This window comes from Mucilaginibacter sp. OK268 (genome assembly GCF_900103125.1).
GTDB lineage: Bacteria > Bacteroidota > Bacteroidia > Sphingobacteriales > Sphingobacteriaceae > Mucilaginibacter.
Window position 1 is genome coordinate 90,266 of the sequence record NZ_FNJV01000005.1, and the last position, 24,956, is coordinate 115,221.

General features: G+C 43.1%; 12 protein-coding genes and 1 riboswitch. Of the genes, 6 read left to right on the forward strand and 6 right to left on the reverse strand.

Annotated features, from left to right (window positions below; translation table 11 throughout):
* Nucleotide 1: 1 nt before the first annotated feature.
* From BLR84_RS16990 to BLR84_RS17005, 4 genes are all read right to left on the reverse strand, one after another.
* Complete coding sequence (locus tag BLR84_RS16990) at nt 2–7,045, reverse strand: type I polyketide synthase (protein ID WP_090470518.1); 7,044 nt, start codon at nt 7,043–7,045, stop codon at nt 2–4.
* Nucleotides 7,046–7,934: 889 nt separating this feature from the next.
* Nucleotides 7,935–9,392 (reverse strand): SusD/RagB family nutrient-binding outer membrane lipoprotein, encoded by a 1,458-nt coding sequence (locus BLR84_RS16995; RefSeq protein ID WP_090470520.1) that lies wholly within the window; start codon nt 9,390–9,392, stop codon nt 7,935–7,937.
* A 5-nt stretch (nt 9,393–9,397) separates the two neighbouring features.
* Nucleotides 9,398–12,580, reverse strand: a complete 3,183-nt coding sequence (locus BLR84_RS17000; RefSeq protein ID WP_090470522.1) for a SusC/RagA family TonB-linked outer membrane protein — start codon at nt 12,578–12,580, stop codon at nt 9,398–9,400.
* Nucleotides 12,581–12,960: 380 nt separating this feature from the next.
* A complete protein-coding gene (locus tag BLR84_RS17005; RefSeq protein WP_090470523.1) occupies nt 12,961–13,521 on the reverse strand; it encodes a TlpA family protein disulfide reductase in 561 nt (186 codons plus the stop codon).
* A 120-nt stretch (nt 13,522–13,641) separates the two neighbouring features.
* Nucleotides 13,642–13,751, reverse strand: a riboswitch (SAM riboswitch).
* A gap of 702 nt (nt 13,752–14,453) precedes the next feature.
* Here BLR84_RS17005 and BLR84_RS17010 point away from each other — a divergent pair.
* Entirely contained in the window at nt 14,454–16,739 is a 2,286-nt protein-coding gene (locus BLR84_RS17010) for a GH92 family glycosyl hydrolase (protein WP_090470526.1), read from the forward strand.
* Between the two features lie 23 nt (nt 16,740–16,762).
* On the opposite strand, the gene BLR84_RS17015 is transcribed toward BLR84_RS17010, so the two are convergent.
* Nucleotides 16,763–17,797, reverse strand: coding sequence for a LacI family DNA-binding transcriptional regulator (locus tag BLR84_RS17015; RefSeq protein ID WP_090470528.1), 1,035 nt, complete (start codon nt 17,795–17,797; stop codon nt 16,763–16,765).
* A 272-nt stretch (nt 17,798–18,069) separates the two neighbouring features.
* On the opposite strand from BLR84_RS17015, the gene BLR84_RS17020 reads away from it, so the two are divergent.
* From BLR84_RS17020 to BLR84_RS17030, 3 genes are all read left to right on the forward strand, one after another.
* Nucleotides 18,070–18,951 carry an inositol oxygenase family protein gene (locus BLR84_RS17020; RefSeq protein WP_090470530.1) on the forward strand — a complete coding sequence of 294 codons (882 nt, stop codon included), beginning with the start codon at nt 18,070–18,072 and terminating at the stop codon, nt 18,949–18,951.
* Nucleotides 18,952–19,099: 148 nt separating this feature from the next.
* On the forward strand, nt 19,100–20,788 hold the full coding sequence (locus BLR84_RS17025) for a sodium:solute symporter family transporter (RefSeq protein ID WP_090470532.1): 1,689 nt from the start codon (nt 19,100–19,102) through the stop codon (nt 20,786–20,788).
* A 186-nt stretch (nt 20,789–20,974) separates the two neighbouring features.
* Complete coding sequence (locus BLR84_RS17030) at nt 20,975–22,453, forward strand: amino acid permease (RefSeq protein WP_090470534.1); 1,479 nt, start codon at nt 20,975–20,977, stop codon at nt 22,451–22,453.
* 73 nt (nt 22,454–22,526) lie between these two features.
* On the opposite strand, the gene BLR84_RS17035 is transcribed toward BLR84_RS17030, so the two are convergent.
* Entirely contained in the window at nt 22,527–22,976 is a 450-nt protein-coding gene (locus tag BLR84_RS17035; RefSeq protein WP_090470536.1) for a ChuX/HutX family heme-like substrate-binding protein, read from the reverse strand.
* 64 nt (nt 22,977–23,040) lie between these two features.
* Between BLR84_RS17035 and BLR84_RS17040 the strand changes: the two genes are divergently transcribed.
* Nucleotides 23,041–23,886, forward strand: a complete 846-nt coding sequence (locus BLR84_RS17040) for an AraC family transcriptional regulator (protein WP_090470538.1) — start codon at nt 23,041–23,043, stop codon at nt 23,884–23,886.
* Between the two features lie 126 nt (nt 23,887–24,012).
* On the forward strand, nt 24,013–24,744 hold the full coding sequence (locus BLR84_RS17045) for a LytR/AlgR family response regulator transcription factor (RefSeq protein ID WP_090470540.1): 732 nt from the start codon (nt 24,013–24,015) through the stop codon (nt 24,742–24,744).
* The last annotated feature ends 212 nt before the right edge of the window (nt 24,745–24,956 follow it).

Genomic DNA, 24,956 nt, shown 5'->3' on the forward strand with positions numbered 1-24,956 from the left:
ATTACCAATTGTTGCCTGCCATAATTAATACCTGGCTTTCTTTGCCGTATTTTAATTCATTTAAAAATATCTCGCGGCCATGTTGCAGCGGTATCAGCGCTATGCCACGGCGTTCGTATTCTTTTTCGAGAGTTGGTGATACCATACCGGCACCTTTCCACGGACCCCAGTTGATAGACATTACTTTACCATTGATGCGTTTGTTAAGCGCCCAGGCGTATTTGTCCAGCACGCTGTTAGCAGCAGCGTAATCTGTTTGTCCACGGTTACCATAAACCGAGGCTATGCTCGAGAACAGGATAACAAATTGTGTTTCGGGACGCAGTTGCTCTGCCAGGATACGCAATGGTTTTACCTTGGTGTCGAAAACGCGTCCAAATGATTCTGATGTTTTGCTTTGGAATAATTTATCTTCCAGTAAACCTGCGCCGTGTACCACGCCATCTATGCGGCCATATATTTCATAAGTATCATCAATAAAGCTGCTTAAGCGTTGCTCGTCGCACAGATCAAGTGATTTATATACTACGGTTGAACCACCTGCTTCCATTTGAGCGATGGTGCGCATTACCTGGTTGTTTTTGTAGATACGTGCTGTTTCTTGTTCAATCTCAGCGGGTTTTTTAATAACACCCTGTTTGATCACATAAGCACGGATCTCGTCTTTTGATTCCAGCGAATCTGCGGCGCTTGCACCTGCTTTTCGTGGATCGGCAGAACGGCCTACCAGGATATAAGTACAAGGATAATCCTTAGCAAAGTGAATCATTAGTTCAGAGGTGATACCCTGGGCTCCGCCGAATACGATTACTACCGATTTTTTATCCAGTTTAATGTGTGATTCTTCTAAACCGGTGATCAGTTGTGATGGGATTAGTTCCATCACGTGTCTTTGATGATCCTGGTAGATCACTTCCGATGGTTTATCAGGATTAAGCAATTCTTTTAGCGTGATATCGGCTATTTCATCCGCTGTCATTGGCGTACCCAAACTTACCACGCGGCATTTGGTTTGCTCAAACTCGCGGTCGAGGCTTTTGAAAAAGCCCGGATAACCCTGATAGCGTCTTAACAGACTGATATCTTCAAATTCATTCAGATGCAACATGGTATCTGATATGATGTAAACCCATTTTACGGTTTCAAAATCCAGTTTCTTGATCAAAGCGAAGTGATCGATAATGCCAACTGCTTTTTGAGAGGCAAACATATTGAGGATGATCAAACCCTGGTAGCCTTCCAAATTTCCGCCAGCGTATACAATGTCGGCAGTGGCGCCACGGTGCTCCAGCAGATGTTTGATCTTGATGGCTTGTATGCCGCCATCATCAGTAATGGCAAAACGTTTGCCTTTGATAACAGCGTCCTCGGCGGTTGATAATTTGGTAGGGGTAAGCTCAAAACGCAAGCGTGATAATGTTTCATCAGTTGTTGGTTCGGCAATAGGCTCCTCTATGATCTTTTTAGCCTCGATAACCAAACCCTCGGTTTCTGCTTCTATGTCAGCTATCCAGTTGGCTAAACCATTCAATGTTTTAATAGCTGCCAGTTTTTCCATCATATCATCGGCTTGCTCATTGGCTTTTCCGAAGCCGATCTTTAGCTTCAGGTCGCCGATGATCTCCATCCGTTTGATAGAGTCGATGCTCAGATCGGCTTCCATATCCAAATCCATACCCAGCATTTCCTGCGGATAACCGGTTTTATCGCTTACTACTAATAATATAGCCGCTTTCAGGTCTTCCAACGAGAATTTTGCTTTAGTGGTAGTCTGTACAGTAACTTCTACGTTAACGGCAACTGGTGCAGCTATGGCGGTTTGTGCAGTGTTTTCGTTGATCCAGCTCACCAAACCGCTCAGTGTTTTAATACCAGCCAGTTGCTCCATCATGGTATCTTCGCTTTTTTCGCTGTTGCTAAAGCCACCCAGTTCGGTGCGTAAAGTACCAATGATCTCTACCCGTTTGATCGAGTCGATGCTCAGATCGGCTTCCAGGTCCATCTCCATACCCAGCATATCTTGTGGGTAACCGGTTTTGTCGCTTACTACCTGTAATAATACTTGTTTAACATCTTTTTGTACGGCAGCAGGTGCGGCAACAGGCTGTGTGATAGCTTTTACTTCCTGTTTAACCTCAATAGAGGCAGCTACCGGGATAGGCTGCTGAACATAAGCTTGTTGCTGATATTGTGGTGCCTGCTGGTAAGCCATTGGGCTGCCTGGGTTTTGCCCTAAAAAGGACATCATTACATCTCTTTGAGCCTGTATCAGCATTTTCATGCTGTTCAGGTATTCCTGCATCATCAATTCAGCGCCTGAATTTACGATGGTCTGCGTTTCAGTTCTTACTTCGTTGTTTTTCATTTTTATAGGTTCAATGATAGGTAAGGCACCGTTTGCGGGCAGCTTTCCGCTAGCAGGAATAGCGTGCTGACCATTTACGTACCAAACAGCGGCGCTTTTTTTGTATAAAGCTGGTTCGTCCAGGTTTAACAATTTAGCACCACGGCCTTCAAATAGTTTTTCAATATGGATGTTACGGCCTGTAGCCATATAATCGGCCAGCATACAAAGCAGGTGCGTGAGTTTGTTGCGGCTGTTATCTTCGGCATACAACAATACCTCATCTTTACCCAGGCAGGCTTTAGTTAAGCCGGTTAACACTTTACCAGGTCCAACTTCAATAAATATCCGGGCACCTGCGGCATACATTTGCTGTACTTCTTCCACAAATTTTACTGGTTTTACCAGATGATCGGTCAGGCGTTCTTTTATTTCGTTTGCTTTAACAGGGTAGGCTGCGGCAGTGGTGTTTGACCATACCGGCAAACTCAGATCGTTAAAGTTTACCCCGGCAAGTACTTCAGTATACAGTTCTTTTGACCGGGCCACCAACGGGCTGTGGAAGGCACAGGCAACTTCCAGTTTCCTGGCAGATATTTTTGCAGTTTTAAGTGTTTCCATTAAATTATGTATGGCTGGCGTAGTGCCCGCTATTACACATTGTAATGGAGAGTTATAGTTAACCGGGTAAATATCCTTTAATCCCGAAATGATCTTTTGCAATTCCTCCTGCGTAGCATTTACGGCTATCATCGCGCCGGCATCACCATCAACAACGGCATCTAAAATAGATTGGGCACGTTTGGCGCTCAGTTTTACCAGTTCGTTTTCGTCAAAAGCTCCGGCAAAACAAAGGGCAGGCAATTCACCGTAGCTATGACCGGCAACCATATCTGGTTCAATACCCATGGTTTTCAGGAAATTGGCTAAAGCCAGGTCAACAATACCCAATAATGGTTGTGCCATACGGGTATCTTTAATGGCTTCTTTCTGTCCTTTTATCAGTTCAGGGTCGAAGGCCGCGTTAGGGAACAATACTTTTTCATAGTCCGGGTACTGTTTTAGCAAACTACGCATGGCCGGGAACACCACGAACAGGTCGCGGGCCATATTGATGCGCTGGCTTCCCTGACCCGGGAACATGAACGCCACTTTACCTTCCTGTTTTTTAACAATATAAGTGTCTTTGCTTTCGATGCCGGAAAGGGCCAGTTCAACCTTCATCATCAGGTCGTCGGCATTATCTGCAACAATACTTAGTTGTACTGGTTTTGTGTTGGCTGTTGCGAGGGTAAACGCAATGTCTTTCAGATCGATGTTGCCATTGATCTCCAGTAAAGCTTTTACTGAATTTAGTTTTGTTTTTGCTTCGTTATAAGTATCGCCGCGGAAAACAAAAAGCTCCGAAGGCCATGACGTTAATACCGGGTTTTGCACCGATGCAGGGCCACTACTTTCAATTACGGCGTGGAAGTTGGTACCGCCAAAACCGAAGGCGCTTACACCCGCGTAACGTTTTTCATCCATCCATAAACCAGCTTCGGTATGGAAAGCGAATGGACTGGTTTCGGCATTATAGAATCCGTTTGGTGTTTTTAAATGTATGGTTGGTGGTTTTATACCATGATAAACCGCCAAGGAAGCTTTGATCAATCCGGCTAAACCCGCAGCGCATTTGGTATGCCCGATCTGTGTTTTTACCGAACCCAAGTGTGTTTGACCGGCAAGTGCACCCGATTGGTTAAGCATATCGGTCAATGCGCTTAACTCGGTTTTATCACCAACTACGGTACCTGTACCATGTGCCTCAACCAATCCTAATAGTGAAGGGGTGATACCAGCTTGCTCGTAAGCACGTTCCAGCGCGCGAACCTGTCCGATCTTGCGGGGAGCGGTTAAGCCCAGGGCTTTACCATCGCTTGAGCCGCCAATACCTTTGATCACGGCATAAACGCGGTCGCCATCCCGCAGGGCATCTTCATGTCTTTTCAGAACAATCATAGCCACGCCTTCGCCTAAAGCAATCCCGTCGGCTTCGCCGTCAAATGTGGCGCAGCGACCTTTGCGGGATAGGGCATGGGTGCTGGAGAACATCAGGTAATCGTTGATACCGTTGTGTAAATCGGCGCCACCGGCCAATACCATGTCTGATTTTTCAAGGAACAATTCCTGACAGGCCAGATCAATTGCGGCTAATGACGATGCGCAGGCGGCATCTACCGTAAAGTTGCGACCACCAAAATCCATGCGGTTGGTGATACGACCAGAAATTACGTTGGCGAGGATACCAGGGAAAGAATCCTCTGTAGTTTTTGGCAGGACTGCATCCACTTCGGCTGGGATCTCACCAAATACCTGTTTGTAATACCCTCTAAAGCTATAGCTGTTGGCCAGATCGTTACCACCTTCGGCACCGATGATTACAGATATGTTATCACGGTCGAAATTACCGCTGCCATAACCGGCGTTCTCCATAGCTTGCTTGGCAACCATTAAGGTTAACAGCTGTGTTGGCTCAATAGCGGCCAATGACTGCGGCGGGATACCAAATTCGAGCGGATCGAAATCGATCTTCGGAATAAAACCACCCCATTTGGAGTGCGACATATCGTCTGCGGTAGATGCAGGATCGTAATATAGTGCTTTATTCCAGCGCTCATCGGGCACTTCGGTAACGCAATCTTTTCCTAAGATGATATTGCGCCAGTATTCTTCAATATTTTTTGCTTCGGGGAAAATACAAGCCATACCCACGATAGCCACATCAAGTGAACGCTCGGTCGACTCCGGTGCAGCAGGTAAAGCTGCTTCTTGGATATGCTGATAATTGTTTTCGGCAACATCCTGGTGTAGTTCCAGTAGGGAAATAACTTTGTTGTGCATCACGGCTACCTGACCGATCATGTACATACCCAGGTTTAGCTGGTCGGCTTCATCAATGGTCACCAACTCGTCGCCGCGGCGTTCAATACCTTTGGCGGCTATGCGCAGCCTGCCTACGTTAAGGCTTTCCAGTTTTTCCCAGATCTCTTTTTTGTCGATACCTGCCTTTTGTAGTTTAGCTTTTTCTGTGCTAAAGAAATCGGCGAATGCCGTATTCAGACAGCGGGTTTCATGCCCCGGAGCTGTTTCCAGCAATACGGTATCCTTGGCCTGCATGGCCTGCTCCTGGAATTTGTCCTGTATAGCACCGGTAATAACCGCTTCTTTAGTATATAGATAAGCCGTGCCCATCAGCACGCCTACTTTTACGCCTTTGGCCGCTAATGGTGCTGCCATTACCGCTATAAAAGCAGATGAAAAGGCATCATGTATACCTCCAGCGAAAAATACGCTGATCTCTTCGGGCTTATCTTCTTTTAACAGGCGCTCAATTTGTTTTTCCCAAAGCACCATGCTTGATAGCGGGCCAACGTGGCCACCGCATTCACGGCCTTCAAAAACAAAGCGGCGAGCGCCTTCTTTCAGGAACATGTCCAGCAGGGAAACCGATGGAACATGTAAAAATGTTTTTATACCTACTTTTTCAAGTGGTTTGGCCTGTGATGGTCTGCCACCGGCAATCAGTACCACGGGTGGTTTAGCTTCCAGGATGTATTGCATTTGCTCGTCGCGCAGTTCCTGCGGTGCAAAACCAAGGATACCTACACCCCAGGTTTTTTCACCGGCGAGTTTTTTGGTATCCATCACCAGTTCTTTAGCACGTGGACCTTTTAATAAGGATAACGCGATGAACGATAAAGCGCCTGCTTCTGCTACGGCATCGGCAAAGGGAGCCACATCGCTTACGCGGGTCATGGGCCCCTGGGCAATAGGGTAGGTAATATTAAGATCTTTGGCTAAAGGATTGTTCGGTCTGATCACATTGAGTGAGCGTGCCTGGTTCAGGTGACCGTATATGGCTTCTTTAATACCAAATACGAGTTTGTTTAATTTTTTGTAGCGATTAACCAGGTCTGTAGCCAGGGCGATATCCTGCCCCATAGGGATATAACTTTTTTCGACATTAAGATCGGTGAAATAAGCTTTAAGATCGTTATATGTAGTATTTTCTGGCAGAGCAGGGGAGTTTGGCCGAACCAGTACCCTGCAGTTGTCGATCAGTTTGGTTTCTGTACCGCTTAATTTGGTGCAAAGTTCCTTCAGTTCTTTTGGAGCCGAGCATTCCGGGAATAAAGCCAGCTGACTGTCGAGCACAATACCGGCTGCCCCTTGTGCAGATAGAGCCGCGGCTGTATGTATACCTACACCACCCTGTACCCACACCGGGATGTCTTTTACTTCCTGAATAACGCGCTGGAATAATATGTATGAAGATTCATAAGCCACATTGCCCGCCCCCTCATTACCTTTGATGATAATGCCATCTGCACCCTGGGCTTTGGCCAGCTTTGCAGAAGCCAAGTCGTTTATTTGATAAACAAGCTGGGTGTTTTCCGGGCGTTTTATTTTTACGCCGAAAGGCGCGATGATCATGCTTACTTGTTTCGGAAGTTTGATATCGGCCAGGTCCGCTGTGGGAAAACAAACACCAAAATCGATTAAGCCACGGCTTACTAAATTTTCAAGCGCTGCTTCGGCGGTGGTTTTATCGAGCCCGAGACTCAGTACAGGAAAAGCTCCCGCGTGATGCAATTCAAGTGCAAGCGATACATCGGGTTTTTCGAAGGGGGTTAATCCAATTATTGCACGTTTTTTCATGGTATAGGGTAGGTAAAATGTTAAAATCGATGGCTATCTGTAAAAACTACCATAAAATCCCAGATGAAGGATATACAGAACACTAAATATTATGGCAGATGAAAATAATAAATTAATCTTATACTTTAATCAAAAAGTAAAAATTTAACAACAAAGACATCTTAATCTTATTAATTATACAATAATACCACTATATTTTTATATTTATGCACAGTGAATACAATGAACAGAAAAAGAATAAAATGAAAAAAAAGGCCCTGAAACATATGGTAATGGCCTAATATTATGTTGTTTATCAGGCAGATTAAAGGATTTACCTCAAATAATAATGATAATTATTGGTTAAAAAATAGATTCATCTGAGTTAAATAACTTTATTTGTCGCTATTTTGACCAATTTGTTAATGCTTATTTAATGAAAGCTTTACTTTACCATAATCGACTAATAATATCAATAATTAATTTATAATTGATTGATATTTAATAATTTATGATTTATTCTAAAATGGTGATTTGTCAAAGGCTTGTGAGTCAGGGGTTTCTCGGATAGCGGTAATTAAGGACTTATAAAGCCGATTATGGTACTATTTGAAATTTATATTGCCTATCGAGCTAAAAAATAAACTAATGTGTAAGTATTTATATAAAGAAAGCCGCAGTACTAGGTTTCGCGACTTGTTCTCCTTTGTTTTGCGATGATAATCTTACTAAGGGCAGGAAGTTGGTGACGAAGATATAAACAACAGGGGCCGTTTTAAGCGGCCCCTGTTGTTTATGGAGATATTACGAATAAATATGCAGGGATGTCACCCTGAGCTTGTCGAAGGGCGTGCGCAGAGGCCCGCCCACCATGCTTCGACGGAGCTCAGCATGACATCCTTATTTAACGTTAATTCACATCAAACCAAAGTTTGGTGGTGAGCACATCGGCACCTTGATTGGCAACAGCCGCTTTGTAGCTTGTGCCATTCAATGATTGCTCTGTTCCCGGGTAAATGAACCTTGCCGGTATTTTCCCGTTCAGGGTGCCGGCAACGGCTGGTTGTAGCTGTGGATAATCCAGACGGCGCCACTCGGCAAAGGCTTCCAGGCCCTGGCCAAATAAAGCTATCCATTTTTGATTACCTATCGACTTTTTATAGTTCGAGGCGTCATACTTAACGGCTGCCGAATTGATATAGGTAGTAATAGCTGCATTACCAATCCCATATTGTTGTAGTGAAGCTGTAACCGCCTGATTGTAGAAATCGGCTGCGTTACCGGCTATAAAGCCACGTGCTACGGCTTCAGCCTGATCAAACAGTACTTCGGCATAGCTGATGATCACTGCTGGTGCATGCGGTGCCAGGAAATAGGTACCTGGTTTTGATGTTTTGGTTAAGCCCAGACCGCTGGCATCGCCAACCAGTAAACCATTGGGCACGCCCACATAGGTTTGTGGGGTAGCATCTTTGGTCGGACTGGCATATATAGACAAGCGCGGATCGTTAAGCGCAAATAACTGATCAACTATAGTTTTGCTGATGCGATAATCGTCACGGGTATCAAACAAATTGCTGATAGGGTTCTGGTTTGGCGAATCAACATAAACCAGCTGCGCTATCTCGTTGTTTGAGCTGATATACCCGCTTCCTTCGGCTTGTATATCGGCTAATACTTGTTTGGCTTTTTCAGGCTCGCGATCGGCAATGCGAAGCGCTATGCGCAAACGAAGAGAATTGGCAAACTTTTTCCAGTTTCTAATATTATTCGGAAACAGCTTAGGGTCGCCATATATAGCATCTCCTAAAATAGCTTTACCTGATGGGTCAAGAGAAGCCTGAGCCGCTTTCAGATCATCAAGCAAGGCAAAATAAACATCTTTTTGGGTATCGTATGCAGGGGTAAGGTACTGATCAATGTTGATAGCCTGTTTGTAAGGCACATCGCCATATTGATCAGTCAACAAAGTAAATACCCATGAACGCAATACCAAAGCAACACCTTTGTAATTAGGGTTCGCCTGGGCATCAGCCAGCTTAATGATCTGGTTCAGGTTAATAATTCCTTTGGTATAAGCAGTAGTCCACAAGCCTTGAAACGACGTGTTAGTGAATATATAGCGGTCGGGATCGGTATATTGTATTTTGGACCAGTTTTGTACAAAAAGCAAGCTTGAACCCATGTTGTCTTCTACACCCCAGTAAGTATCAGATATGTTTTTAATAACTCCTGTAAGCAGGTAATCAGGCTGCGGATTTTGTGTGGCATTGGGGTTCTGGTTAACTTTTACCAGCTCTTTTTTGCACGATGCCAGCGATAGCAATAGCGTGCCGGATAATATGATGGATGTATATTTAAGTTTCATGATAATTAGAATTTAAGGTTAACATTAAAACCAATGTTGCGTACGGTTGGTAGGGTTAAGTCTTCCAGGCCTTGTCCGTTGCCGGTATTAAAAGCGGTTTCGGGATCGATGTTTGGCGCGTTTTTGTGGATGATGAGCAGGTTACGACCCACAACAGCGAACGACGCTCCCTGGAAACCAATACTTTTTGCCCATTTTTGTGGTACGGTATAACCTAGTTTTATTTCCCTTAATTTGATGTAGGTAGCGCTGTAAACAAAAGGCTCATCGGCATTGGTTAAGGCTTTATAGTATGATTGTGCCGATAAAATGGTGCTATTTTTGCTGCCATCGGCTTTTACTCCATTGTAAATGATCCCATCATTATACACAGTTACACCGGCCGGGGCGCTGCCGCTTACCTGAATTGCTGCTGCCGATGTATTGTTGCCCGGGTAATAATAGCTTAAACCACCGTTAGCTGTACCACGGCCCGGCAGGGTAGATGCCAGTATACCGGTATAGGTACCTGTTTGGTTGGTGCCTGAGAAAATAGAACCACCAATGTGGGCGTCAATCAAAACGCTTAAATTAATACCTTTATAAGTAAAGCTGTTATTGATGCTACCTAACCAGTTTGGCGTAAACTTGCCCAGGTATTGTATGGTTGGGTTAATAACAGGTGTTCCATCGGCATCTACAACTACCTGCCCGCTGGCATTACGCTGAAAGGCATTACCATAAATGGCGCCATAAGGCTGTCCAACCGCGGCCAGTACTTGTACCGTACCGTCAGATCCTAAGATATAGCTTTGCAAGCGACCTTCTTTATCCAGTGAAACAACTTTACTCTTGTTACGGGAGTAGTTTACGTTGATGTCCCAGCTAAAATCTTTTAGTTTTATTGGTGTTAAACCTAACTGTACCTCTAAACCTTTGTTGTTAATAGTACCGCCGTTGATCAGTTTTTGATTGTATCCCGTGGTTGGGCTCACATTAACTTTTAAGATCTGGTTATTACTGTTGGTATTATAAACACTCGCGTCTAAACGGATCCTGTCATTAAAAAAGCCCAACTCAAAACCGGCTTCGGCCGAGGTTGTGGTTTCTGGTTTTAAATTAGGGTTCAGATCTACGTTATTTGCGCTTTGCTGTGGGTTAGCATTAAATGGAGCGGTAAAGTCATAGGTATTGATCAACTGATAAGGATCAGTAGCTTTACCTACTTTTGACCAGCCGCCGCGTAGCTTTAAATAGCTTAATATATCGCTCTTAATATCCAGCGCTTCTGATAACACTAAGCTACCATTAACAGAAGGATAAAAATAAGATAAGCTGGATGCCGGAAGGGTGGATGACCAATCATTACGGGCGGTAACGTTGATAAAAGCATAGTTCCTGAAACCAATTTGTCCGGAAGCAAAATAACTGTATGTTTTATACTTGCTAAAAGTATTTGATGATATCAGCGGGTCGCGTGAGTTGTTCAAGGTATATAAACCGCTTACCGCTAATTTAGGCGCTTTCTGATCGTTATTCTCCAATGAGTTTGCGCGGATGTTACCACCGATCAACGCGTCGATCGAGAAATCATCGTTTAGTTTTTTAGTATACTGTAGCCTGCCTTCGGTATTGGTTTCGGTAAAATCGTAAGCATCTTCTTCGTATGAGCCGAATGGGGTACCATTGGTGCCATAAGCTATTCTGATCTTGCGGCGATCGTTATAATAATCGGTACCGGTACGGAAATTTGCCGACAGGCCATCAATGATCTTGTAGTTTAATTCCGCGCTACCAATAAAACGGTTACGGGTTTGGCTTACCGTATTTTCATAAGCCTGGAAGTATGGATTGCTGTAGTAGCTGTTATTCCAGTTAAAAGTATTGCCATTGGCATCGCGGTAGTTTTTTAACTGACTGATATCAACCTGACGACCAAACCAGGTAAACTGCAGCATGGTACTGGTAGCACGCCTGCCGCCCGAACCTGGTAAATTATCGGCATCGTCCTTAATATAGTTGGCAATGGTAGTTAAAGTTAATTTCGGCGTAAGTTTATAGGTAGCATTCAATAAAAATGAATTACGACCCTGCTCGGTATTAGGAATTACACCCGTTTGATGCAGGTTGTTGTATGACAGGCGGAAATCATATTTATCGCCCGAACTGGCCAATGAGATCCCGTTATTAAGCGTAACACCTGTTAAAAAGAAATTTTTCACATTATCGGGGTGTGCTATAAATGGTACGGGTGTGCCGTTGGAGTTAAACTGAGGTATCAGCTGACCATCCAGGGCAGGTCCCCAGCTTTCGTCGACACCATCATTAACACCGCCGCCTTTGCCATCCACATAGCTGAATTTACCGTTGGATCCTTGTCCGTATTCATTTTGATATTTTGGCAGACCCAATAAGTTGGAAAATGAAGTGTTTGAATTAATAGTAACACCCAGGCCTTTGGCACCTTTACCGGTTTTTGTTTTGATGAGGATAACACCGGCAGCCGCACGTGAACCGTAAAGCGCCGCGGCATTTGGCCCTTTAAGCACCGAAATAGATTCAATATCCTCGGAATTGATATCCGATATCGGGTTGGCAAAATCCCTTGAGCCACCGGTACCTAACTGCTGGGTATTATCAACCGGAAGACCGTCAACCACAAACAGCGGCTGGTTATTACCGGCCACCGAGGTTTCGCCGCGGATAATGATGCGTGATGAGCCCATATCGCCCTGGCTGTTGGTTACATTTACACCGGCTATTTTACCGGCCAGCGCGTTTACCAGGTTGGTTTCCTTAGCCTCTGAGATATCTTTTGATTTTAAACCCTGTACGGCATAGCCCAGTGATTTTTTATCTTTTGAGATATTGAGCGCCGTGATCACTACCTCGTTCAAAGCGTTAGCTTGCTCCTCGAGTATAATATGGAGTGATCCATCGGCCCCGGTAACGGATATTTCTTTAGTGGTAAAACCAATATAGGTTATCCGTAGTACGTCATTTACTTTGGCGCTCAGGGTAAACTTACCATCGCTGGCAGTTTGTACACCGTTGGTTGTTCCTTTAACAGAAACACTCACGCCCGGCAAGGGAAGCCCGTCTGATTTGGCGGTTACCACCCCGCTTATTTTAACAGATTGCGCCGCAACCGTTTGGATGAAAATAAAAGGCAATAGTATTGCCAGTAGTAGTTTGTAATTTTTAAACATGGTAATAGATTGTGAATGTTAACGATACCATACAGCATCCGGAAAACTAAAGACGGCCAGCCATGCGCAAATCGGATGATCGGGCTGTTGATAATATTCCCTTAAACTGTAAAAGCTTTGATTGTTGGGTTGTGCTATGTTGCCTGAGAAAAAAGCCTGACCGACCTAAGCAACGCTGTAGTTTAACAGCAGCAACACTTGTTTTGCATAGATGACATAGGGGTATTCATAGTAGAAGCAGATAATAAAACGTAAATGTTCAAAATAGAAGCGTTGTTTAAGGTTATGTAATTTGTTTTCATGTGCGGTGTGATTAATGGTTAAATCGATATAGCAATGTGTTATGACAGGATCAGGGACACCTACTTTATTATTTATTTTTAGTTTACGGATGCGGTTTTATTGTTCACCAGTGCATCAACCACTTTAACCATTGATGCAAACTCCTGCTGATCATACAGGCGGGTAAGGTAAACGATGCGGCCTTCGCGATTGATCACCACATTGCGCGTAACTCCGCTCTTTTTATTGGCAAACCTTCCAAAAATATCCGCGCCAGGATCAAGCGCCAGATCGTAAGTGATCTTCATGTCCTGGTGAAATTTTTGAACTTTTTGCAGGGGCTCGTCACGGTCAACGCCTATCAATACCAGACCTTTATTTTTGTAGGCTTCCCAGATATCTTTTTGTAAGTGCGGCATTTCCTGACGGCACACACTGCACCAGCTGGCTGTAAATTGTAGTATTACTACTTTGCCGCGTAACTGCTTTAGGGTAGTTTTGGTACCGTTGGTGAGTACCAGTTCAAAATCATCAGGAGCCTGTTCGCCAACTTTAACCAGGTAACCGCGGTCGATATTGGCAGAGTCGGCAGTCTGTGCACGGGCAGTAATGCCGGTAAACAGGAAAAGATAAACTATGAGTAAAAATTTATTGTTCATTGAATTTATTAAAGGGCCCGCTATAATTAAGCCGGCGATAAAAAAATAACAGATTTCAATTAAACAGAAAGAATAGGAGAGGTATGAAGAACAGCCTATAGCTGTAAGCGTGTGGACGTATCATTATCTTTTCTGCAAATTATTGCAGATAGGAATTAGCACCTTTATAACAATCTGTACAGGTTGCTAAGACATCACAGGGCCTTTCCCTCAGTCTTTCTGGATAATTAAAAAATGAAATAAAGAACGACTTCGGCTGCAAACATATAAATAATTCTATTAATCCCATAGACTTTGTATTTATTTAATGATTTTCGCTCATTTCTTACAATTGGGTGGCAAATGGAGACGAGGGATAGGTAAAGTAGGATAAGTCATCCTGAACTTGTTTCAGGATCCCACAGGACGGGTTAACCGGCATGTTATGCACCTTACTTATGGGATGCCGAAACAAGTTCGGCATGACTGGATTAATTAGTTTCATCCCTCCAAAAAAATCGTTATATTTGTATATCAGGCAACGGCCCGGTTCTCTTTTATTAGGGAACCGGGCCGTTTGGTTAGGATAAAATCAAGCCAAAATAGACCATTTTTAGTGTAGTTATTTGACAATCAATTATTTAATACTTTTTAAACCTTTCAAAATCCATCAAAAATTTGTTAAAAAGTGTTAAAATGGCGTTAAAACTTTGTTAAAATGAATGAAAACAAGCGTTTTTATGCTGTTTTTGACTAAAAAAGTGTTAAAATTTAAGGTTTAAAAAGTTTTTAAGCGGGGATGATGGTATGGGAACGGATCAGGGTCAAACAAAAAAAGGGTGAAAACGATTAAGTAAATAATTCAACTATTTTTGAGAAATATGATCTTAAAAATAAGAGATTTGTTTTCGATCTGTAAGCAGATCATTCACCAATTATACCTTCTGCTAACTATGCAATTAAAACGGAGCATTTGCCTGTTGGGCTTACTAACTTTTGTTTACGCGGATAATTTCGCCCAAAGCACAACCCCCAAAAAGCCATTGGATGAGGTTGATTATGTTGATCCGTTGATAGGCACTTCTCTAAAAGGTTTTGCCAAGAGTTTTGAGGAAGGCAACGGTGGCGGCGGCACCATGCCCTGCGTAAACGTACCCTTTGCCATGACCAATTTTGTAGCGCAAAGTCGCGAAAACAAGATGAGCTACATGGTATACCACTATGAGGATAGTAAGGTTATCGGGTTCACTGCCAGTCACCAGCCTACCGTTTGGATGGGCGATTATGGCTATGTTTCGGTGATGCCGCAGGTAGGTAAATTGCGTGTTTTACCAAAGGAACGGGTGCTTTCCTTCAGCCATAAAGATGAAGTGTCAAAGCCATATTACTACTCGGTAAAGCTGAAAACTACCGGTACAGAGAAGATCAAAGCCGAAATCGCGGGCGCTAATACCTGTGGTATGTTCCGGTTTACTTTCCCCAAGGCCGATCAGGCGCATATCATTATCCAGGGCATCAACCTGAACCCTGAATTAACGGACTGGGCCAATGATTATACCGTAAGGATAAAAAAGCTGAAAGGCTACGTACGCGTAGATACGGTAAACAACGAAATAACAGGCTATAACCCCGACAGGCAGTCGGCCCAGTTAGGTCCAGATTTAAAGAACTTTAAGGGTTATTTTGTCATCAAATTTAACAAGCAGATCAAAAAATACGGTACCTGGGATAAGCAGGTGATCAACAAGGGCAGTCACGAGCAATATGGTACCCGCATGGGAGCCTTTATATCCTTCCGTACCAAAGCCAATGACGAGGTAAGAGTTGTGGTAGCCACCTCATTTATCAGTCTGGAGCAGGCACGCGAAAACCTCAAAAAGGAGATCCCTGATTGGGATTTTGACCGGGTAGTAAAAAACACGCGCGACCAATGGCAACAGGCTTTAAAAGTGATACAATTAAGCGGGGTAAGCAGGGATCAGAAGACTATTTTCTACACTGCCTTATTCCATACCATGTTGTTTCCGAGGCAGTTTTCGGAGTATGGCAAATATTACAGCGCTTTTGATGATAAGGTGCACAAAGGCGAATCGTACAATGATTATTCACTTTGGGATACCTTCAGGGCGCTGCATCCGCTGCTAACCCTTACTCAACCTCAACGGGTTGATGGGATGGTGCAATCGCTGCTGCAAATGTACCAGGAGGGTGGCTGGATGCCGATGTGGCCAAACCCAACCTATACCAATATTATGATAGGTACCCATGGCGATGCCGTTGTGGCCGATGCTTATGTGAAAGGATTTCGCGGATTTGATACCAAGCTGGCTTATGAGGCGCTGCATAAAGACTCCTACGATGCCCCGGATGGCGATACCCACAAACGCTGGGGCGACCGCGACCTGTGGACAAGCTTTGAAGCCCGTGGTGGCTTGACCAACTATCATAAATTAGGCTATATACCTGTGGATAAGACCCGGGAATCTGTTTCGCGTACCATTGAATATTCTATTGATGATTATGCAGTAGCCCAGGTGGCCAAAGGTTTAGGTAAGGATGATGACTATAAACAGCTGATGGCCTGGAGTAAAAACTACCAGAACGTGTACAATAGAGCAACCGGTTTTATGGCTCCGCGTAATTCAGACGGGCATTTTTCTGCCAAACCGGATTCCGGTTTTACGGAAGGCACCAAGTGGACCTATACCTTCGGCGCCATGCATGATATACCGGGGATGATTAAACTGATGGGCGGTGAAAAGGCCTTTGCCGATAAACTGAGCCTGAATTTTAGCGGCGGCCACTATCGCGCGGATAACGAACCTGGCCATCATTACCTGTACCTGTTTAACTATTGCGGCATGCCCTGGAAAACACAGGAACTGGTACGGGAACATACTTCGAAACAGAACTTCAGGAACGCGGCCATCGGCATCAACGGCAATGATGATTGCGGCCAGACTTCGGCCTGGTATATTTTCAACGTGATGGGCTTTTACCCGGTGGCGCCAGCATCAGGCGTTTACAGCATTGGGGCGCCGCAGTTTCCTTATATAGTTTTGAACTTACAGCATGGTAAAAAACTGATCATCAAGGCTACAGGTCTTTCAGCTAAAAATAAGTATGTGAAGGCCGTAAGCTTTAATGGTACACCAATAAAAGATTACATCATCTCGCACAAGGAGATCAGCGAGGGCGGGACGCTGGTATTTATTATGACCGATAAACCGCAGAAGTAAGTTATAAAATATTAAAAATCTGATTAGTCGGTGGCACGTGTGGAGTCCCTGACTATCAGTTTGGATGGCAGCGTTATATTTTCCTTTTCCAGCTGTATAGGCTTACCCGCAAGGTGACCAAATAAAAGCTCTGCGGCTTTGCGGCCCATGTCATAAGCCGGTTGTAAAACGGTGGTAAGCGGTGGATTCAATATAGCCGCGGTGATCTGGTTGGTAAAACATACTACTTTGATATCGTTGGGGATGTTCAACTTTAATTCCTCGCAAGCGAGGTAAGTGGTTGTGGCCAGGTGCTCAACTGTCGCGATGATCCCATCGGGTTTGACGGTGGTAATGTGCTCTTTTAAAACGGCTATGTTTTCCTGGTTATACTTATTAGAGCAGCTGATTATATTTTCTTCTTTGGATTTAACCTGATGTTCGGTCAGTGCCTTTTTATAACCACCTTCACGGGCTTGCAAAATAGAAGGGTAGCCTTCAATAGTAACCAATGATATGTTTTTACAACCCTGTTCAAGCAGATGTTTGGTAGCCATATAGGCACTGTTAAAATCGTCGGTTTTGATCTTGGCGGTAGGGATATCTTCACAAACCCGATCGAAGAAAACAATGGGCACACCGGCCTGTTGCAGTTCTTGTATATGCTTGATGTCCTTGGTGTTACTGGCAACCGACATGAGCACCCCATCTACGCGGCCACTGCTCAGATCGTTAAACATTTGTGCCTCACGTTCATAACTGTCGTGGGTTAAATAGATCAAGGCATGGTATTTTTCCTGGCCAACAATGCTTTCGATGCCATTGATAGCCTGGCTAAAAAAGCTGTCAGCAATTTCGGGAATAATAATGGCGATAGTATTACTTGATCGTTTCCGGAGACTGCTGGCATAAGGATTGGGTACATAGTGCAGCAATTTCGCGGTTTCTATAACCCTTTGTTTGGTTTCCTCACCAATGTCATGACTGTCCCTGAGTGCCTTTGATATAGTTGCAATAGATACATTTAACACCTTGGCAAGTGTCTTCATGTTTACTTTGTTACTTTTTGCTTCGGCCATCGGGGTATTGGTTTTCGGGATTTTAACTATCTGTTAAGTGATTTTTTATCGCTAAACTATAAAAAAGTTTAGCAAGGTAATAAAAATAGCGTTTAAAATAAGTGAGGATAATATAGCTGTCATTTGTACAGTTTAAGTAAACGTTTAAGCAAATAAATACGGAGTTTTTGATAAATCTGATTCTAAAAATGGACAAATTTGTATAACACAGCTATAAAAACCAGCTATAAAGGATTGTTTACCAATTATATTTCCTTTTAAATTATAACATCATGAGCAAGATAATCGGAACGCCGGAACAAGGCCCTCTAAATTCCATAGAAGAATGGGAAGATGATTTATTAGTTCGTTATCCGGATGCTGATTCCATAGCCGCTGGCAGGGATACGCAAGCATATCGCGACTACGAAGCCACTACAAAAGATAGTGTAAGGGAGTTTTATCGCTTACAGCACATCAACCAAACCTATGATTTTGTATTGCAAAAGAAACAACAATATCTGTCGTTTGATAAACAGGAGATGACGGTTTGGGAAGCCTTTGATTTTTTAAACCAACTGGTTGATGACTCCGACCCGGATACTGACCTGGATCAATTACAGCATCTGCTGCAAACATCAGAAGCTATCCGTGCAGATGGCCGTCCTGATTGGATGGTGTTAACAGGCTTATTCCATGATCTGGGTAAGGTATTATGCCTTTTTGGCGAGCCCCAATGGGCCGTAGTGGGCGATAGCTACCCGGTGGGATGCGCTTTTTCTGACAAGATCGTATACGCGCAATATTTTGATCAAAACCCCGATCATCACGACCCTCGATATAATACCAAATATGGCGTTTATGAGCCAAATTGTGGTTTAGAGAACGTACACATGACCTGGGGACACGATGAGTATATTTACCATATTATGAAGCCTTATCTGCCTGAGCAGGCATTGTACATGCTTCGTTACCACTCATTTTATCCACAGCACAGGGAAAATGCTTACAGTCATTTAATGACCCCGCATGATCATCAGTTATTTAAATCGGTTGATCTGTTTAACCCATATGACCTTTATTCCAAGAGTCCCGTGCCACCGGATTGGAAAAAACTGCGCCCGTACTATGAAGATCTGGTTGCTAAATATTTACCGGCAACATTGAAATTCTAAGCGGGTTTTCTACCAATACCCCATTAACATAACCGCTGGTGACATTATATCACCGGCGGTTATGTCAATTCATTTTATTTCATAGATTTGAAAAATTGAACCGGCCTTGAAATTACCGGCCTAAATTTCCTATTGCAAAAAAATACTCATGCTGAAACACATTTCTACGGCCGATCTGTTGGTCTTTTTCTTCTATTTTATCATAGTTGCCAGTTACGGATACTACATTTATAATCGCCGTAAAAAAGAAACCAATAATAGCTCACACAGCTTTTTCCTGGCCGAAGGATCACTCACCTGGTGGGCCATAGGTGCCTCTATTATAGCCTCTAATATTTCGGCAGAGCAGTTTATCGGTATGAGTGGCGACGGTTTTTTTGCCGGGATAGCTGTAGCGGTTTATGAATGGGTAGGCGCAGCCGCCTTGATCATTGTGGCGGTGTTTTTTATGCCGATATATATTAAGAATAAGATATTCACCATGCCTCAGTTCCTGCAGGATAGGTATAACGGTGGAGTGGCACTGGTGATGTCGATATTCTGGCTGCTTTTGTACGTATTCATTAACCTTACCGCTATCTTATACCTTGGGGCTTTAGCCATTAACGGTTTGTTGGGCGGTGAGTATTTCCACCAGATCATGATCGGCTTGGCTATATTCGGGGTTATTATTGCCCTGGGGGGTATGCAGGTGGTAGGTTATACCGATGTTATACAAGTGGGGGTGCTCATTATTGGAGGCCTTGCTATTACTTACCTGTCATTAACCATTGTGAGCGAAAAATTTGGCTTTGGCACCAATGTGCTTACCGGCTTTAATTTGCTATTGAAAAACGCGCCCGATCACTTTCACCTGATATTTAAAAAACCTACAGCCGGTGCTTCAACCGAAACCATAACCAAATACTTGATTTTACCTGGTTTTGCTATGTATGTTTCGGGACAATGGATCAGTAACTTGAATTACTGGGGCTGTAATCAATACATCACCCAAAGGGCTTTGGGCGCTAACATCACTACGGCCCGTACCGGTATCTTATTTGCCAGCTTACTAAAAATACTGATGCCGGTAATTGTAATGCTGCCGGGCATTGTAGCCTTTGTACTATATAAAAATGGTCATCTGCCGCAATTAGCCGGGGGTAAGGATGGTGCTTATTCAGCTATGTTGTCCTTTTTGCCATCTGGTTTAAAAGGCTTGTCATTAGCGGTTTTAACGGCCGCTATAGTAGCATCGCTGGCTGGTAAGGTTAACAGTATTGCCACCATTTTTACGCTGGATATCTATAAAAAATACATGAAAAAAGATGCCAGCGAACGCCGTATGGTTTGGACAGGCAGAATGGCTATTTTAATGAGTTTACTAATAGCCGTGATGTTTACCTGGAACGATGTTTTAGGCATCGGTAGCGCGGGCGGATATACCTTTGTGCAGAAATACTCCAGCTTTGTAAGTCCGGGTGTATTGGCTACTTTCCTGTTGGGTATGTTTTGGAAAAGAACCACTGCCGAAGCAGCAGTTATTGGCATATTGGTAGGCTTTGCTTCTTCCGTGTTTTTCAACCAGTTTGCCGTCCAATTGCTTGGGCCTGAAACGATATTGTACTCGGCATTTCACAATGCGAAGGGTGATTATGAGATCCCATTTTTTATCTCTCTGAGCTGGTCGTTCCTGATCACCTTTATTGTTATGATAGCCGTTAGCTTAAGAGGACAGGTTATCAATGCTAAAGCTATTGTTATTGAAAGATCGATGTTTAAATTAAAACCATCATCGATTATACTGATAGCTGTGATACTGATACTGTTATCAGCCATCTACGTAAGGTTCTGGTAATAATTAGGATAATATCTAAAGGCCGTCTCGTAGAGACGGCCTTTTTTGTTTAAATTAAATAAGACCCGATTTTATTTGAAGTTGCTTATTATCATATTATTATATCACTCTATTTTGGTTTTAAATAAATTTAAGTACGTTTAACGACAAAAAAATAATAATTCAAAACAACTTTATTTAAGCCTTATGAGATTTAAAAAACCGTTAGATTTATTACTAAAAGAAGCCTCTGAAACTGGTGGCGGTACGTTAAAGCGCACTTTAAGCAGTTTTAATCTGGTTACCATGGGGATAGGTGCGATAATAGGGGCAGGGCTATTTTCACTTACCGGCCTGGCTGCTGCCAATAATGCAGGCCCGGCTGTTACCATATCATTTGTAATAGGTGCTATCGGTTGCGCGTTTGCTGGGTTATGTTATGCTGAATTTGCCAGTATGATCCCAATCGCTGGTTCTGCTTATACTTATTCTTATGCAACCATGGGTGAATTTACAGCCTGGATAATTGGATGGGATCTGGTATTGGAATATGCATTAGGCGCAGCAACGGTATCCATTAGCTGGTCGCAATATTTAACCAAGTTTTTGCATTATTTCAATTGGGAAATACCACCCCAGTTTACCAAGTCGCCCTGGGAAAACATTACGCTTGCTGATGGCTCGGTGGTTCATGGAATCATGAATCTTCCGGCTGTATTTATCATTGTTTGCTTATCCTTATTATTGATTCGCGGCACCAGGGAATCGGCTTTTGTAAATAACTTATTGGTTGTGCTTAAAGTTGCTGTCGTATTAGTTTTTATAGCTGTTGGCTGGGGCTTTATTAATCCGGCCAATCATACCCCTTACATTCCGGAAAACACAGGTAAATTTGGTGAATTTGGCTGGTCCGGTGTATTGCGGGGCGCTGGCGTAGTGTTCTTTGCCTTTATTGGCTTCGACGCGGTTTCAACAGCTGCCCAGGAGGCAAAAGATCCTAAACGCGGTATGCCGATAGGTATAATAGGCTCACTGGTAGTATGTACCATATTGTACGTATTATTTTCGCATGTAATGACTGGAGTTGCCAATTATAAAGAATTTAAAGAAAGCGCCGCGCCTGTTGCAGTAGCCATAGCCAAAACCCCCTATGCCTGGTTACAAAAATCAATCATAGTAGCTATATTGGCCGGTTATACTTCGGTGATATTGGTGATGCTTATGGGGCAATCCCGTATTTTTTATACCATGGCAAAGGATGGATTGATACCTAAAACATTTGCATCGGTTCACAAAAAATTCCAGACCCCGTATAAATCAAATCTATTATTCGCGGTATTTGTGAGTTTATTTGCCGCTTTTGTGCCTGTAAGGGTGGTAGGTGAAATGGTATCTATCGGAACATTATTCGCGTTTGTTTTGGTTTGTGTTGGCGTAATGGTGATGCGGAAATCAGATCCAAATACTCCGCGTCCTTTCAGAACACCATGGGTGCCTTTTGTGCCGATAGCGGGTATTATCATATGCGTTGTGATGATGGTTTCATTACCCCTTGATACCTGGATCCGTTTGGCTGTTTGGATGATCCTTGGCTTGGTTATTTATTTCTTCTATAGTAAAAAGCATTCACTCATCCGTAATGGTATCGTGAATATTCCGAAAGACCCAATAAACCCACATTTTTAAAAGAGCGGATCTTGTTCAATAAAAATGGCCTGTAAATTTTACAGGCCATTTTGCTTTTCATAGGTATGTTATATTATTTGGAGGTGTGGTTCACCAGCTCGCGCCATTCTGTTAATTCGGGGATGCCTGGTTTGCGTTTACCGAACATTTGCAGTATCATTTCGCCCTCAGCATCGTTCAGTTCAATAGAGTTTACATCACCGTCTGTTGATGGTTTAATTACGTGCCATACCCCGGCTACCAAGTCTTCGCGCAGGTGCAGGTTAAATTCCGGATCGAGTACATTAAACCATGGCCCCATCGGTACCAATTTGGTGATGTTACCGCTATGGATCTGGATACAGCCTTTATTACCTACAAATATCATCACAGGTATTTGCTGCCCTGAGCATGTTTCGGCAATGGTTTTGAACGCTTGCAGATCAACTTTTTTAGCATACCCCGCAGGAGCCAGGTGCAATGCCTGTGTACGGCTCAATTTAAACTTTCTTAACAAGCCAAAAAACTCATGGCTATCTTTCATGGCTTTCCAGGCATCCTGAAAGGCGGTGATTTCTAGGCCTCCGGTTAACCAGTTTTCAAATCATATGATTAGTTCTGGAGGGTTGTTCCTGATGAATGTACATATGCGGTTCAATGAACCGGCCAACATTCTGTTCGAGATAGAAGGCGAAACCGTAACCTCCCAGTTTATATTTTATGAGCACAAGCAGGCGGTTGAGGATAAGCAGCGCATAAAAAAAATGCGGGGAGGGGCGAGGCATAATATTCGTTATATACCGTCACTATCAGGTAAATATGAGTTGCTGCCAGATGTGGTTTACAACTACTTCCTGGTGGTGCTGTCAAAAGAATATTATTTTCATCTCATTAACCAGGATTCTTCGTTGCATGCCGATTTTGTACAGGAGATCAAGAATGGAAAATACACCTCCATATCGGCGCAGGATCTATTGGTTTCGCATGAGATGAAACAAACCATCAACGATATTGTGGAATGCAAAAGAACAGGAGAGCTGAAACGCCTGCATACCGAATCGAAAATACTGGAACTACTGATGCTCCAGATGGAGCAACTCCAGAATGATCAGCACGATGAGGTACGAAAGTATACCAATCTGGAGCAGGAAAAAATAGAGCAAGCCCGGGATATTTTAGATCAGGATTTCGCTAATCCACCAGTGTTGCCGGTTTTATCGCGCATGGTATCCCTGAATGAATTTAAATTAAAACGTGGTTTTAAAGCCTATTTCGGCACTACCATTTATGGATACGTTACCCGGTTAAAAATGGAACGTGCCCGTCACCTGCTTGTTGATCAGAAAATGACTATTAGGGAAGTAACTTATGAGGTTGGCTTTAAGCATCAGTCGCACCTGTCTGAAGCATTCAAAAAATATTTTGGGATACTACCCAGTGAGATCAGGAGTTAAATCGATCTATATTACTGTTTGTAGAGCTATGAGGAATAAAATACCCAACTTTTTGTTCGCATAAGTTATTGTTAACTTGTTACCCCATGGCCTGAATTTTGCCTGACCAGCTTATATTCAGAACCTATGTTAATTGATTGCATGATTGTTGATGACGATGAGATGGTGCTTTTCCCTCTTCGCATTCTTGTTGACAACACCCCATTTTTAAACCTGTTATCGTTTTATGCTGATCCTGCCGAAGCGTTGTTGGCTATAGAAAGCCAAAATCCTCAACTTGTTTTTCTCGATATTCATATGCCCGGGCTCAATGGTATTGAATTGGCCCGCATCATTAATGAGCGCATGGGTACCGATGCGCCGCGTATTATTTTTACTACCGGATTTAAGCATTTTGCTATAGATGCTTACAAAGTCAACGCTCTTGATTACCTGCTTAAACCAGTTGAGCATGATGCTTTTATGAAGGCGGTTTATAAGGCTAAAGCAGATATAGAGAACAACAGGCAACTGCAAATCTTAGCTGATTATACGGAGCACGATTTTATTTTTTTACGGGTTGAGTATGAATTGGTGAAGGTTTATCTAAAGAACATACTTTACATTGAAGGATTTAAGGATTATGTGAAAGTTTATGTAACCAACACCGATGGTTATATAAAATCATTGACGACCATGAAAAACCTGGAAGAAAAATTAAAAACTGGCGCATTTATGAGAGTGCATCGTTCTTTCATCGTGTCGCTGGATAAGATCGATAGTGTTACCAGGAGCACCATCCGGTTTGGAAAAATACTGATACCAGTTAGCGAACAATATCGCGAACCGTTTAAAAAGTTTATCGACAAATGGTTTTAACCTTAATCCCCAGGTTTTAAACTTTTGTCGACATTATGCGGGTATCTGTCGAAACTATTTAATATTAGATTTAAAACTTATTTTATTTGATGTGGATTTGCAATATAACAATGCGTAGCTTTATATAACTATGCACAGGTTATGGTATAATTAAACCCATGTTGTAGTTTAACTATCATTTACCTGATCCTTTAACCTAATTTTATAATTCA